Genomic DNA, 13,476 nt, shown 5'->3' with positions numbered 1-13,476 from the left:
GATCACTCCCGGATCAGTTCGCGGATCTGGGTGCGGTAGTCGTCCTCGTACCCCGGCTGGTAACCGTGGTGCACATGACGGGCCTGGCCGTTGCGGTCGATCATCACCGTGGTGGGCATGGCCTGGACGTCGTAGAGCTCACTGACGGTACTGTCGTGGTCCCAGAGGATGGCGAAATCCACCGGCACCGATTCCAGGAAGCGCTCGGCGTCGTCCCGGTTCTGGTCCACATTGACCGCCAGCACCCGGAAACCGTAGTCCCGGAACTCCTCCTCGATGGCGTCCATATGGGGCATTTCCTGACGGCAGGGGCCACACCAGGACGCCCAGAAGTTGAGCATGATGACCTCACCCCGCAGATCCTCCAGGCGAAGGTTTTCGCCGCTGCGACTTTTGAGGGTGAAATCCGGGGCGGTGGTGCCGGACACATCGGCCGTCGCCAGGCCGGAAAAAAGGAAACCCAGTGCCAGGATAATGGCCATTGCCCAATTGGAAGCCTTCACTGTTACAACTCCTTACTTATAAATAACCGTGTCACACTATTGTTGTGACCTGATTAAAAGAAAACAGAAACGGATGTACTGACTTCGGTATTCACAAAGGTTTTGTCATCACCAAGGATATCGCTGTCAAAAAGATACTGACGGACATTCAGATGCAACGACACACTGTCCGTGAACAACACCTGATAACCGGCGCCATAATTGACGGTGAACCGGTTATCACCCGCAAAATCCGTTGCTCCGGCACCGGCGGTCAAATACAGGTTGGTATTGAACACATAATCACCCGGGACAAAGGCTTCACCGGGTAATATCCGGTATCCGAGATTGAGGTTATACCAGCGGTAGTCCCGGTCATCGTCCGGCAGCAGTTCCACATCCCCGGCCAGGCGTTCGAAACTGGTTTCCCCGGCCTCGGCGAAACCGATGCCCCCCTCCACGAAGAAGGATTCGCTGATGTTGTAGCTGAGGCGGGCGCCGTACATAAAGGAGGATTCGAAGTCCTCGATGTTGAGCCAGCCGACCACGGCGGCCACCTCGAAGTTCTCGCTGTCCACCAGCGCCTGTTCCACCGGCTGTGGCTCCACATCCGGCTCGATCAGCGGGGGCTCACGCTCCGCCTGGGCCCGGGCATCTTCCGGTGTGGCTGCCACGGTCATTACAACGGCGACCGCCATGATCAGTTTTAAAAGAAAATACCGAGTCCGAGTTTCCATTCCGTCACTTCTTCGTTGGTTTGTCGTTCGGTGAAGACCTTGTAGTCGCGGACTTCCGCCCGCACGAAATAGCGGTCCGCCACGTAATAGCGCAGCCCCAGGCCGATGTGGGCCGTGGGATTCTCGCGCCGCTCCGTCTGCGCCAGGGTCGCCTTGGGGCTGATCCAGGCGTAGCCACCCCCCATGGTGAGGTAGGGGGTGATCCGCCAGTCCGGGAACGGCTGGTGCTGAATGCTGACATTGGCCAGCCGGATTTCCGACCGGCTGCCCAGCACCTGGGTGGCCTGGAACTCCAGGCCCAAATTGCGGGTGAACTGCCAGCTCGCGACGGCACTGATGGCCGCGGCGCCCTCGAAGTCCCCCATCATGGCAACCACCTCGCCAGTCCGGTTGCGGAAGTCGTCCCGTTCCGGTCTTGGTTCGATGGCCACCTGACCATCCTCGGTCAGGGTGCCGCTGGCCAGGTCATCCTGCAGTACCCAGCCCTCGCGGCCACGGCTGTCACTGACCTTGATCCAGCGGGTTTTCTGCATCAGCAGGGTCAGCCGCTCCCCTCTCTCGCTGGCATGGAACACCGGGTAGCCAATCGCCGGCCCGGTGCGCCATTCCACATAGGGCGCCGTCACCACCACGCCCCCCGGTTCATCGCCGCCGGACCACAGCCAATCCAGCATCCCGGCGTGCGACGGCAGGCTCCAGAGCAGACAGCACATCACCAGCAACCCCTTGCGGGCCATAGCACCTGGACCCATCAGTTCTCCGGCGTGTCAAAGGGGTTGTTGTAATACTGGGCTCCCAGGTCCAGCCACTCGCTGACCAGGCGCCGTTCGGCGTCGGTGAGGAAGTCCTCGTGGATCCCTCCCGTGGCAAACGCGTCCATGAACCCTTCGCTGGCCAGTGCGCCGGCGGTGCTCATGATCGGGTCCACCGGCACCCGCTCAAGGATGGGGATCGGATTGTCGTCCTCATCCAGGATCAGTTCGCCGTCCTCGTCCCGCAGGTATTCGCCGGTATCCACCTGGCGATCCACCAGCACGCCGTCCACCACTTCCTGCTCGAACCGGGTGGCCAGCAACTGCCGGTAGGCTTCCAGGTGACGGGGTTCATCCGACGAGGCGCCATCGGTCAGATCCAGGTGGGCGGCGGGCACCTGGACCGCACCGTCAGAATCGGTGCCGGCATGGCAGCCGGTGCAGGTGTAGTTGTCCACTTCCATGCCGTCGCTATCCAGAATCACCCGCTCCTTGCTCCACAGCGGGTGAATATGGGTCTCGTAATGGATCACCGACCGGCAGTAGGCGCTCCAGTCGGTCATGCAGGACGCGGACACCGGCGCCGGAGTTTCCAGGTCGTCATAGCGCAGGGCATAGGACGGCGCCGGGGTGGTCAGGGCGGAGTCGGCCCACTGGTCCTCGAATTCCACATCGGGAGACAGGCGGCGCACGTCATTGAGGCGACTCCAGGTCTCGGCCATGGTCTCCCCCATTTCCGCCCACAGGGTGCTGGTGGTGCCGGGGAACTCCACACCGGTGGTGGTGGCGCCGGTATTGGCCGCCGCCGGGTCCGCGCCGTAGTGGCCATGGGGCACCTCGCTGTTGGCGGTGTGGCAGCCGTTGCAGGTCAGGGTTTCGCCCGGACGAAGCTGCATCCAGTTCTGGTGCCGGGGCGAGATGCGACGACCCTCGGCGTCCACCACGCTGATGGCAAAGGCCACGTTGGCAGGCACTGCCGCGCGAACGGACCCATCCGGCTCCACCGGCGCATAGCCCAGGATCTCACGCATGCCCTGGCCACGGTTGATGCCGAAATCGGCATTGTCGATCTCCCGCACTTCGTCGTCGGGGATGGAGACCGGCTTCTCGAAACGCACGAACCGGGCCGGGCGGTCTTCCGCCGGGGTCATCACCGGGTTGGCCATGGCGGCGATGCCACTACTGGTGGTGTCGACCCCGTCGATGTCATAGACGCTGCGGATGTGGACAATGCCCAGGCCTTCGTTGACCAGTTCCCGGGCATCCTCCGCCAGGGCGCCGGTATCCACCTCCGGTGGCCGATAGGTGGGCAGCGGGCGGGCACTCATCAGCACTGCCTCGGAAATCTGCTGGCCTTCCTCCGCCGGCTTGATGGGCAACTGGGTACCGTTGCTGGCATCGCGCTGCCACAGCCCGAACAGGGGCGGCGCCACCTCGTAGTCATCGGAGTTGATGCGCTCTTCGGTGCAGGGCAGGTTGGGCTGATCGGCGCTGCTGCCGTCCACCACTTCCCTCACCCGGCAGGGGCTCCAGCTCACCAGGTAGCGGTCGGAACCGTCGAACAGGGGCGTCACCGCATCGAAACTGCCGGCCATGCTGGCGGAGCCGTCCCGGGACAGCCCCGGCACCAGCGGCACCAGGGCGTCACCGGTGCCGCCGTCGACGGTGCGGTCGTGCTCCACGAAGCGGGTGATATCCACCAGGCTGGGGAAGGCGGTCAGGTCATTGTTACCCAGCCCCCGGGCCTGCACCAGGATATCGCCCTGTTCGGTCTGGATGGGGCGAAAATAATGCAGGTTATCGCCGTCCACCTCATGGGAGTGACGACCGAACACATAGGCCAGCCCGGTCCCGTCGGGATTGATCCGGTAGAGGTTGAAGCCGTTGCCCCCGGTCTGGCCGGCGTTGTCCCAGCGGCTGAACAGGATGCGGCCATCGTCCAGCAACACCGGATCCAGGTCGTGGCTCTGGTTGAAGGTGATCTGGCGGATGTCGTCGCCGTCGGTGGTCATCACGTGTAGCACAAAGGCCGGTGAACGCAGGTCCTCGTCCTGGGCGGCGAACATGCCCTTGCCCTCGTCCAGCAGGATGGCCCGGGACGCCCGCTGGCGGGTGGACGAGAACACAATGCTGCCATCGGGCAGGTAGGCGGGGGCAATGTCGTGGGCGGCATCCGCCTCGGTATCCGAGGTAATGAGGCGGCGGAGGGAACCCGAGGTCAGGTCGTATTCCCAGATATTCCAGGTGGGCTCCATCACCTCGTCGCCGGTCACCGGGGCATGCATGGCAAACAGCAGGCGCTCGCCATCATGGGAGACCGAGAGGTCGCGGACGTCATAACGCAGGCGACCATCGTCATCCAGGAATTCCTCCCCCTGGAAGGCGCGGGAACTGATATCCCGGGAGGACGCGGACGGTGCGGCACTTTCCTTGATGAACAGGCGGGCGCCGGGCACAAAGGCGTCCGGCTCACGGCGGTCGCGGGCCACGGGCATGGCGGTACCGTTGTTCAGCACCAGCGGCCGTTCTATATAGGCGACAGCCTGTTCATTCACCACCGGATCGGGATCCTGGCTTCCACCACCGCCACCTTTACACCCGGTTAATGCAAGAGCACCAACAATGAACACAAAGAAACAATGCGTCTTTTTAAGCACCAGATAATTTTTAATTTCCGCGACGCAGTTCACAACGGGTAATCCTTTAATATACCGGTTTCCTGTCTTTTAAAGTATCTCCGGTTATTGCTCACACTCCAATAACTTTATATGTCGTATTTCATTTATCGTGCAGCAGTACACAAAATAGTTAGAACCCCTACCGTAAAATCGAAGTCCTGTTAAACATGTCACACCTTTTTCGGCATGACGAAAAACCGGGGTGACCGATAATCAATGGAAACCTGCAAAGGACATGCGTCATGGACGCCAGAAGTTGGTCTTTCCTGATGAGAATATTCCTGGGGAATCCCCGCTTGAAGCGCATTCCCGGCAACAGATCCGGCCTGCCGGACAACACCCGACCCAAAGCACCGGCACAACAGGCGCCGTTGCTTCTTGCCATGCTGGTGGCCCTGACACCTGCCGCCCTGTACGCCGGCGACCGTGAACAGGCCGCGCGGATGCACAGCCGCCTGACCGGGGTACCGCCCTCCGAAGCCGTATTGCAGCAGATGACCACGGAAATCGACGGCGGCGACCCGGTTGCCGCCGCCTATATCGCCATGGACGACCCCGCCTTCTACAACGTCACGGTGAAGAACCTGGCCGCCCCCTGGACCAACGAGGCCATGACACCCTTCGTGCCGCTGAACGACTACACCGCCACGGTGATCGGGCTGGTCCGGGACGAGGCCGACTTCCGTAACGTGCTCTACGACAATGTGCTCTATATCGGCGATACCGGCGGCCTCCCCGCCTACAACACCAACAACAACGCCCACTACGAGGCGCTGGAAGCATCCGGCGCCGACCTGGGGGACTCCCTGCAGCGGGTCACGCAGTCCACCTACACTGGCCTGCCGTCCCAGGCGACCGCTGGCGTCATGACCACCCGCGCCGCCGCACAGGCCTTCTTTATCGACGGCACCAACCGGGCCATGTTCCGCTTCACGCTGATGAACCACCTGTGCAACGACCTGGAACAGGTGGCGGATGTCACCCTGCCGGTGGACCGCATCCGCCAGGACGTGTCCCGCAGCCCGGGCGGTGACAGCCGGGTGTTCCTCAACAATTGCGCCGGCTGCCACACGGGCATGGACCCCATGGCCCAGGCCTTCGCCTACTACGACTACGAGTACGACGACAACCCCGAGTTGGGGGAACTGGTCTACAACACCACCGGCATGACCGACCCGGACACGGGCACCCGCGTGCAAGGCAAGTACCTGATCAACGCCACCAACTTCGAACACGGCTACATCACTCGGGACGACCAGTGGGACAACTACTGGCGCATGGGCGACAACCGCCGCCTGGGCTGGGACGGCTCGCTGCCCGGCAGCGGCGAAGGCGCCAAATCCCTGGGGCGGGAACTGGCCCACTCGGACGCCTTTGCCCAGTGCAAGGTGCGCCAGGTATTTGAACAGGTCTGCCTGCGAAAGCCCGGAGACGCCGCGGATCGCTCAGAGCTGGACAGCATCGTCAGTAGCTTCAGGAGCAGTGGCTTCGAGCTGAAGCGCGCCTACGCCGAATCAGCCGCCTACTGTATGGGTGAGTAGAGGGATGAGTATGCCCGCGATCAAGGAATACGACATCATCATGAAGATCATCAAACGGCTTCATCAGCCCCTGCTTTGCACCGCCCTGGTGGCCCTGGTCGCCCTGACCGGCTGCAAAAGCGGCGAATCCACCGAGAGCCTGCCCAATACCCAGAATCCGGGCACCGGCCAGTACAGCGGCCCGGCTCCGGCCACCGCCGATGTGCAGGCGTTCAAGCTCAATGTCTGGGACAACCTGTCCCAGGGCAACCGCTGCGGCGAATGCCATAACAGCAGCGGCCAGTCACCCCGGTTTGCCCACGAGGGCGACGTCAATATCGCCTACGCCCAGGCCAACCCGGTGGTGAACCTGGACGACCCGGGCAACTCCGCCCTGGTCACCAAGGTGGCCGGAGGGCATAACTGCTGGCTGAGCAGTGATCAGGCCTGCGCCGACGCCATCACCAGCATGATCACCGGCTGGGCCGGGGGCAGTTCCGGCAGCGTCAACCGGATAGAGCTGGAGGCCCCGGCCCTGCGGGATCCGGGCGGCACCCTGCCGTTTCCGGAGAGCAGCGGCACCTTTTCAACCACCGTGTATCCGCTGCTGACCACCTATTGCAGTGATTGCCACGCCGACGGCGACACCCGGCCCTACCTGGCCAGCGGCAACGTAGACACCGCCTACGATGCCGCCAAAAGCCGCATGAGCCTGACCGCCCCATTCAGTTCACGGCTGGTGGAGCGCCTGCGGGATGACCGCCACAACTGCTGGAACAACAGCTGCGAGGATTCCGCCGATGAGATGGAAGCGGAAATCCAGGCGCTGGCGGACTCGGTGAACCCGGCCGACGTGGATCCGGACCTGGTCACCAGCAAGGCCCTGACCCTGGGTGGCGACGGCCTGCTGGCCAATTCCGGCGGCCGCTTCGAGGATCACGTCATCGCCCTGTACGAGTTCAAGACCGGCGAGGGCACCACCGCCTTCGACACCTCCGGCATCGAACCGTCCATGCACCTGACCCTGTCCGGCAATGTGGAATGGGTGGGTGGCTATGGTCTGAGTTTTGGCCCCGCCTTCACCGATGATGGCACCAGCGTGCGCAGCGGCAAGGCCCAGGCCACCACCGGCAACAGCCGCAAGCTCCACAACCTGCTCACCGCCTCCGGCGAGTACAGCCTGGAAGCCTGGATCGTGCCCGCCAATGTGACCCAGGAGGAGGCCCGCATCGTCACCTACTCCGGTTCCGCCATGGCCCGCAACCTGACCCTGGGCCAGACCCTGCAGAATTACGACGTCCTGCAGCGCAGCACCACCACCGACCAGAACGCGGTGTTCAGCACCGAGGACGGCGCCAACCGCCTGCAGGCCAGCCTGCAGCACGTGGTGGTCAATTTCACCCCGGATCAGGGTCGCGAGATCTACATCAACGGCGAGCACACCGGCGACGTGGACCCGGCCCCCGGCGGCCTGCTGAGTGAGTGGGACAACAACTTCGCCCTGGTACTGGGCAACGAGACCGATGGCAATTCCCCCTGGGAAGGCAGCCTGCGACTGGTGGCCTTCCACAACCGGGCGCTGACGCCGGCGCAGATCCGCACCAACTTCGAGGCGGGCGTCGGCCAGAAGTATTACCTGCTGTTCGGGGTATCCCACCTGATTGATGTACCCCAGGCGTTCATCGTATTCGAGGTTAGCCAGTTCGACAGCTACAGCTACCTGTTCACCCAGCCGTTCTTTGTCAGCCTGGATGATGACGCGGCCCCCAGCGGCATCCCCCTGGAAGGCATGAAGCTGGGCATCAACGGCCGCGAGACCCTGACCGGGCAGGCCTGGTCGCTGCTGGATATCGAGTTGAACAGTGGAGACTACGTGGCCGGCCGTGGGCAGGTGCTGTCCCGGCAGGGCACCATCATTCCGGTGGAGGGTGGACCGGCAGCGGATGAATTCTTCCTCAGTTTCGAGCGCCTGGGCGACCATCAGAACGTGGTGGTGGAGGGTTCGCTACCCCCGGCGCCAACCCTGCCGGAGCTGCCGGAGGCACCCGAGGTCGGCCTGAAGAACTTCGACGCCATCAACGCCACCATGGCCAGGCTGACCGGGGTACCGATGACCAACAACGAGGTCAGCGACACCTTCGATACGGTTCGCCAGCAACTGCCTTCCGTGGCGAACATTGAGGGCTTCCTGGCCTCCCAGCAGATGGCGATCACCCAGATGGCCATTGGCTACTGCAATGAGATGGTGGAAGACACCACCCTGCGTTCGGCCTTTTTCGACACCGGGTTCGATTTCAACCTCCCGGCCGGATCGGCCTTTGACGGCGGCAATCTGGATCTGCTGACCGGACCACTCATCGACAAGATGGTGGGCGACAGCCTGGCGTTCCAGCCCCTGGCTGCCGATCTGGAAACCGAACTTGGGGAGCTGACCGATACCCTGTCTGCGTGCAGCGACTGCAACACCACCGAACGCACCGAAACGGTAGTCAAGGCCAGCTGCGCCGCCGTGCTGGGCAGCGCCACCACGCTGATTCACTGACAACGGCCGTCACGAGAGGATTTGAGCATGTTTATCAAACGTTCAGGGAAGCGGCCACTGGCCAACCACGAGCCGCTGTTCCACGGTGATCACGCCCGCCCGCGCACCCGTCGGGAATTCATCGCCCAGGGCTTCCGGGCCGGTTCGGCAGCGGTCTTTGGCGCCTCCGCGCTCAGCCTGTTTGCCAACCCGCGGCTGGCCTATGCAGACCTTGCCGACGAGATCGCGGACTGCGGCATCGCCGTGAAGGGCGCCGGCAAGATCCCCTTTATCTGCTTTGACCTGGCCGGCGGCGCCAGCATGGCCGGCTCCAACGTGCTGGTGGGCAAGTCCGGCGGTCAGCTCGATTTCCTCACCACCCAGGGCTACAACCGCCAGGGGCTGCCCGGGGACATGCTGCCCAACAACCCGTCGTTCATCAACACGGAGCTGGGGCTGGCTTTCCACTCCGACAGCGGTTTCCTGCGGGGGATCCAGCAGAGCACCAGTGCCGGCACCCGGGCCGCCATCAACGGCTCGGTGATAGCGGCCCGTTCCGAGAACGATACCGGCAACAATCCCCACAATCCCATGTACGGCATCCACCGCGCCGGGGCAGACGGCGAGCTGCTGAGCCTGGTGGGTTCCCAGACCTCGGATTCCGGCGGCAACTCCATGGCCCCCATGGATCTGATGAACCCGGAAGTACGCCCCACCAAGGTGGACCGCCCCAGCGACGTCACCGGCCTGGTGGATACCGGCAACCTGGTGGGTCTGCTGGATCAGTCCGACGCGGTGGCGGTGATGGAATCCATCTACCGCATCAGCAACCAGAAACTGGGCCGGCTGAGTACCGGTGTCACCCGCGATGAGGTGATCAAGGACCTGGTACGCTGCGGCTACGTCAAGACGGCGGACCTGGCGGACCGGTTTGGCGATCCCGCCGCCCTCAACCCGGACCTGGACCCGGAAATCGTCGGCCCGTCCGGCGTCTTTGCCCGCAACGAGTTCGACAGCGAACGGGAATTCCAGAAGACCGCCTCGGTGATGAAAATGGTGGTGGACGGCTACGCCGGTGCGGGCACCATCACCATGGGCGGTTACGACTACCACACCGGGGAGCGAGCCACTGGCGAGCGCCGCGACCTGCTGGCGGGGCGCTGCATGGGCGCGTGCCTGGAGTACGCCGCCCGGATGGGCGTACCGCTGATGCTGTATGTGTTCAGCGACGGCTCGGTGTCCAGCAACGGTCGCATTGACGACTCCATGGACGGTCGCGGCAAGGGTGAGTGGACCTCGGACAACCAGCAGACCGCCGCCTCCTTCTACCTGGTCTACGACCCCAATGGCCGCCCCACCACCATCCGTAACCAGATCGGCTGGATGCGGGAGGATGGCAATGTGGAGACTTCCTCCAGCCCGGCTGCCAACAACGTCAACCAGCTGGTGCAGACAGTGCTGTTGAACTACATGGCGCTGCATGGCGAGCAGGGGCAGTTTGGCAGCCAGTTCGCCGGTCACGGCCTGGGCAACGCCGCCTCCCAGGACCGGCTGATCGGCCTGGCGCCCATCGTCAACGGCACCATCAGCTGACCATCCGCTATCCGCCACGCCCCGCCCGTCCGGTGCGCCACCTGGCCGGGCGGGGCTATTCCCCGGACATCAGCCCCTGTGAATAGTGCATGCGGCGATCCTCGTCGATGATCACCGCGTCGACTCCCTCCAGGTCGTTGATCAACGCCAGCCCGTCCTTTGCCCCCAGCACGAACACGGCGGTGGACAGGGCGTCGGTGGTCATGGCCTCGTCGCCGATAATGGTGACGCTCTGGACCGCCCCGACCGGGCGACCGGTGGAGGGCGACAGGATGTGGTGGACACGCTGGCCCTTGTCGTCGATAAAGAACCGCTCGTAGTCCCCGGAGGTGGAGATGGCGGTGTCGGTCAGGGGCATCACCACCGCCTGCCTATCTTTCTGGCGCGGGTTCCGAACGCCCACCATCCAGGGCCGTCCCCGACGATCCCCCAGCAGGCGCATATCACCGCCGGCACTGAGCCGGGCATGCTCTATCCCCGCGCCGGTCAGCACCCGCATCCCCTGGTCCACGGCATAGCCCTTGGCAATGCCTCCCAGGTCCAGCCTCAGGCCCGGTTTGCGGAAAGTCACGGTGCGCGCGTCCTCGTCCAGCAGGATATCCCGGAAGTTGATCCGGGCCAGCCCTTCCTTCACCGCCTCGTCGTCCGGCTGCCGGCCTTCCCGGAAGTCATACAGGTAGCCCACGGAGGCGAAACTGATATCAAAGGCGCCGTCGCTGAGTTCCGAGATGTCCCGGGCCTTCCGCAACACCGTAAACAATGGCTCGCTGACCGGCACAGGTTCCCCGGCGGCATTACGGTTGACCCGGGACAGCTCCGAGTCCTCCCGGTAACGGCTCATCACCTCGTCCACCCGGGTAAACTCTGCAAACACCCGCCGCCACAGGGCTTCCGCCTGGGCCCGGTCATCGGCCCAGAGTTCCAGATTGACTGGTGTGGTCATGGCACTGTCGCTGAACCGGAACCATTCAGCCCTGGCGGGGTTGCTCGCCAGCATGGCCATAAGCACAAAACCCAGGATTTTCGACAAGATACGGATTGGCGTCACTGTCCACCTCGGAGAACCGGATTAAACTGCCGACATTGTGCCACCGTATAGCGTTGGTTGCCGGACCTTAATCTCACCCACGGACCATCTGACGCGGACGGTCATAACCGGTATACTCCGGCCAACAGTCACTTTCCATCAGCCAGGTTTCGTTCATGCTCAATGCCGACGCGCTCAACCAGTTGCGCCAGCTCAAAACCGATATCAAGGATAACAAGGTGGTCCATTCCGGCACCGTCAAGGCCACCAACGGTCGTTTCGGGTTTGTGGCACTGGATGAGGGCCGCGACGTGTTCCTGCCTCCCGAGGAGATGCAGAAGGTACTGCCCGGTGACCGGGTGACCGTATCCGAAGTACCCGGCGAGAAGGGCCGCACCCAGGGCCTGGTGGAGACGCTGGAAGCCACCAGCCTGACCACCTTCGTCGGCCGCTACCTGGTGAAAGGCAAGGGCCACTTCGTGGCGCCGGAAACCCCCGGCATTGGTCGCTGGATCTTCATTCCCCCCAAGGAACGCCAGGACGCAAAACCGGATGACTTCATCTACTGCCGCATCCTTCGCCACCCCATCAAGGACGGCAAGGGGCAGGCCCAGATCCTGCGGGTGATCGGCAAGGCCGGCGACCCCGGCATCGAACGCAACTTCACCCTGGCCAGCTTCGACATGGACGACGAGTTCCCCGAGGCGGTGCGGAGCCAGGCGGATGCCCTGTCCGAGGAATCCATCACACCACTCGTCGAGGGGCGTGAAGACCGCACCGGACAGCCTTACGTCACCATCGACAGCCCCGGCACCCAGGACATGGACGACGCCCTGCTGGTGGAACCCAATGCCACCGGCTGGCGCCTGTCCGTGGCCATTGCCGACCCCACCGCGCTGGTGCCCCAGGATTCGCCGGCGGACGTGGAAGCCCGGAAGCGGGCCACCGCCATCTACTTTCCCGGTGAACCCCGGCCCATGCTGCCGGACGCCATCAGTACCCGGCTGTGCTCGCTGATGCCGGAGGTGGACCGGCTGGCCCTGGTGTGCGACCTGCAGGTGAACAACGACGGCAGCCTGGGGGAGTTCCGCTTCCACCAGGCGGTGATCCGCTCCCGGGGCAAGCTCAGCTACGAGCTGGTGAACCAGTTGCTGGACGACCAGCACAACGAGGAAACCGACGCCCTGGCCCCGGAGATCACCAACAACCTGGACCAGCTTCACCAGGCCGCCACGGCCCTGCGCAAATGGCGCTCCGACCACGCCCTGCTGAACACCGATCGCCCGGAATTCCGCCTGCGGCTGGACGAGAACCGCCGCATCCGCACCATTGAACCGGCGGTACAGAATGAGGCCCACCGGCTGGTGGAGGAATGCATGGTGGCCGCCAACCGCTGCGCCGCGCAATTCCTGTCGGAGCTGGACCACGGCCTGTTCATCACCCACCCGGGCATTCGTGATGACCGTACTGATAATATCCGCACCCTGCTGGAGCGCTACGCGCCGGAACTGGCGTCCATCGACCCGTCGTCGCCGGAAGGCTTCCGGGACCTGATGGTACGTACCGCCGACCTGGACGCGGAAGTACCGGTCAAGACCATCATCGCCCGCCAGCTCGCCCGGGCCGAGATGGCCTTCGAGGCGGCACCGCACCAGGGCATGGGGCTGCCGGCCTATACCACCTTTACCTCACCGTTGCGGCGTTATGTGGATTTCTACGTGCATCGGCTGATCAAGGCGGCCCTGTGGCAGGAACAGCACCAGACCATGGCCCGGGAGGGGCTGGAGCAACTGCAGTCGGCGCAGATCCAGGCCCGACAGGCGTCCAACAGTCTGGAGAACTGGCTCAAGAGCGACTACGCCCGCCAGCTTGAGGAGGGGGCGACCTTTACCGGGGTAATCACCCGGACCCTGCCCGCCGGTTTCTTTGTCCGGCTGGACGACAATGGCCTGGAAGGCTTCGTCAGCTGCAAGACCCTGTCCGGCAAGTACAGCTTTGATCCGGTGACCCTGCGCCTGGAAGCCACCAAGGGGGCCCGCATCTTCCAGCTTGACCAGGCGGTCACGGTAAAATTCAGTGGTGTGGACGAGGAACGGCGACAGATCCACTTCGAACTGGTGGCGGACTCGGTGGAATCGCCGGCGGAGTGACCGGCATGGTCGGCGG

9 protein-coding genes are annotated in these 13,476 nt (G+C 63.8%); 4 read left to right on the top strand and 5 right to left on the bottom strand.

The genetic code is table 11. The features are described 5' to 3' along the window. Window positions 1-2 precede the first annotated feature (2 nt). Genes RO069_RS12495 through RO069_RS12480 form a run of 4 tightly spaced genes read right to left on the bottom strand, consistent with a single transcriptional unit; the run spans window position 3 to window position 4,529 of the window. Entirely contained in the window at window positions 3-503 is a 501-nt protein-coding gene (locus RO069_RS12495) for a TlpA family protein disulfide reductase (RefSeq protein WP_328187915.1), read from the bottom strand. Window positions 504-556: 53 nt separating this feature from the next. Then, window positions 557-1,162: an outer membrane beta-barrel domain-containing protein gene (locus RO069_RS12490; protein ID WP_328187914.1), complete on the bottom strand. Its 606-nt coding sequence runs from the start codon at window positions 1,160-1,162 to the stop codon at window positions 557-559. 26 nt (window positions 1,163-1,188) lie between these two features. Then, a complete protein-coding gene (locus RO069_RS12485) occupies window positions 1,189-1,971 on the bottom strand; it encodes a hypothetical protein (protein ID WP_328187912.1) in 783 nt (260 codons plus the stop codon). Further along, entirely contained in the window at window positions 1,971-4,529 is a 2,559-nt protein-coding gene (locus RO069_RS12480; protein WP_328187910.1) for a hypothetical protein, read from the bottom strand. The genes RO069_RS12485 and RO069_RS12480 overlap by 1 nt, the downstream gene beginning before the upstream one ends. A gap of 362 nt (window positions 4,530-4,891) precedes the next feature. On the opposite strand from RO069_RS12480, the gene RO069_RS12475 reads away from it, so the two are divergent. Genes RO069_RS12475 through RO069_RS12465 form a run of 3 tightly spaced genes read left to right on the top strand, consistent with a single transcriptional unit; the run spans window position 4,892 to window position 10,283 of the window. After that, window positions 4,892-6,190: a hypothetical protein gene (locus tag RO069_RS12475; protein ID WP_328187909.1), complete on the top strand. Its 1,299-nt coding sequence runs from the start codon at window positions 4,892-4,894 to the stop codon at window positions 6,188-6,190. Between the two features lie 4 nt (window positions 6,191-6,194). Next, window positions 6,195-8,711, top strand: coding sequence for a LamG domain-containing protein (locus RO069_RS12470; protein WP_328187908.1), 2,517 nt, complete (start codon window positions 6,195-6,197; stop codon window positions 8,709-8,711). A 27-nt stretch (window positions 8,712-8,738) separates the two neighbouring features. Beyond that, window positions 8,739-10,283, top strand: a complete 1,545-nt coding sequence (locus RO069_RS12465) for a hypothetical protein (RefSeq protein WP_328187906.1) — start codon at window positions 8,739-8,741, stop codon at window positions 10,281-10,283. 55 nt (window positions 10,284-10,338) lie between these two features. Here RO069_RS12465 and RO069_RS12460 read toward each other — a convergent pair whose 3' ends face one another. After that, the gene (locus RO069_RS12460; protein WP_328187905.1) at window positions 10,339-11,286 is read right to left on the bottom strand and encodes an FAD:protein FMN transferase; all 948 of its coding nucleotides are present in this window, start codon (window positions 11,284-11,286) and stop codon (window positions 10,339-10,341) included. A gap of 200 nt (window positions 11,287-11,486) precedes the next feature. On the opposite strand from RO069_RS12460, the gene RO069_RS12455 reads away from it, so the two are divergent. Then, complete coding sequence (locus RO069_RS12455) at window positions 11,487-13,460, top strand: ribonuclease R family protein (protein ID WP_328187903.1); 1,974 nt, start codon at window positions 11,487-11,489, stop codon at window positions 13,458-13,460. Window positions 13,461-13,476 lie beyond the last annotated feature (16 nt).

Origin of the sequence: Marinobacter sp. OP 3.4 (assembly GCF_036224885.1) — a bacterium.
Classification (GTDB): Bacteria; Pseudomonadota; Gammaproteobacteria; order Pseudomonadales; family Oleiphilaceae; genus Marinobacter.
This window is presented reverse-complemented; position numbering and strand designations above follow the sequence as displayed.

What these genes read in the sequence shown, in the direction of transcription:
- RO069_RS12455 (WP_328187903.1), top strand. Translation starts at nt 11,487, where the DNA reads ATGCTCAATGCCGACGCGCTCAACCAGTTGCGCCAGCTCAAAACCGAT.
- RO069_RS12475 (WP_328187909.1), top strand. Translation starts at nt 4,892, where the DNA reads ATGGACGCCAGAAGTTGGTCTTTCCTGATGAGAATATTCCTGGGGAAT.
- RO069_RS12490 (WP_328187914.1), bottom strand. Translation starts at nt 1,162, where the DNA reads ATGACCGTGGCAGCCACACCGGAAGATGCCCGGGCCCAGGCGGAGCGT.
- RO069_RS12485 (WP_328187912.1), bottom strand. Translation starts at nt 1,971, where the DNA reads ATGGGTCCAGGTGCTATGGCCCGCAAGGGGTTGCTGGTGATGTGCTGT.
- RO069_RS12470 (WP_328187908.1), top strand. Translation starts at nt 6,195, where the DNA reads ATGAGTATGCCCGCGATCAAGGAATACGACATCATCATGAAGATCATC.
- RO069_RS12465 (WP_328187906.1), top strand. Translation starts at nt 8,739, where the DNA reads ATGTTTATCAAACGTTCAGGGAAGCGGCCACTGGCCAACCACGAGCCG.
- RO069_RS12460 (WP_328187905.1), bottom strand. Translation starts at nt 11,286, where the DNA reads ATGGCCATGCTGGCGAGCAACCCCGCCAGGGCTGAATGGTTCCGGTTC.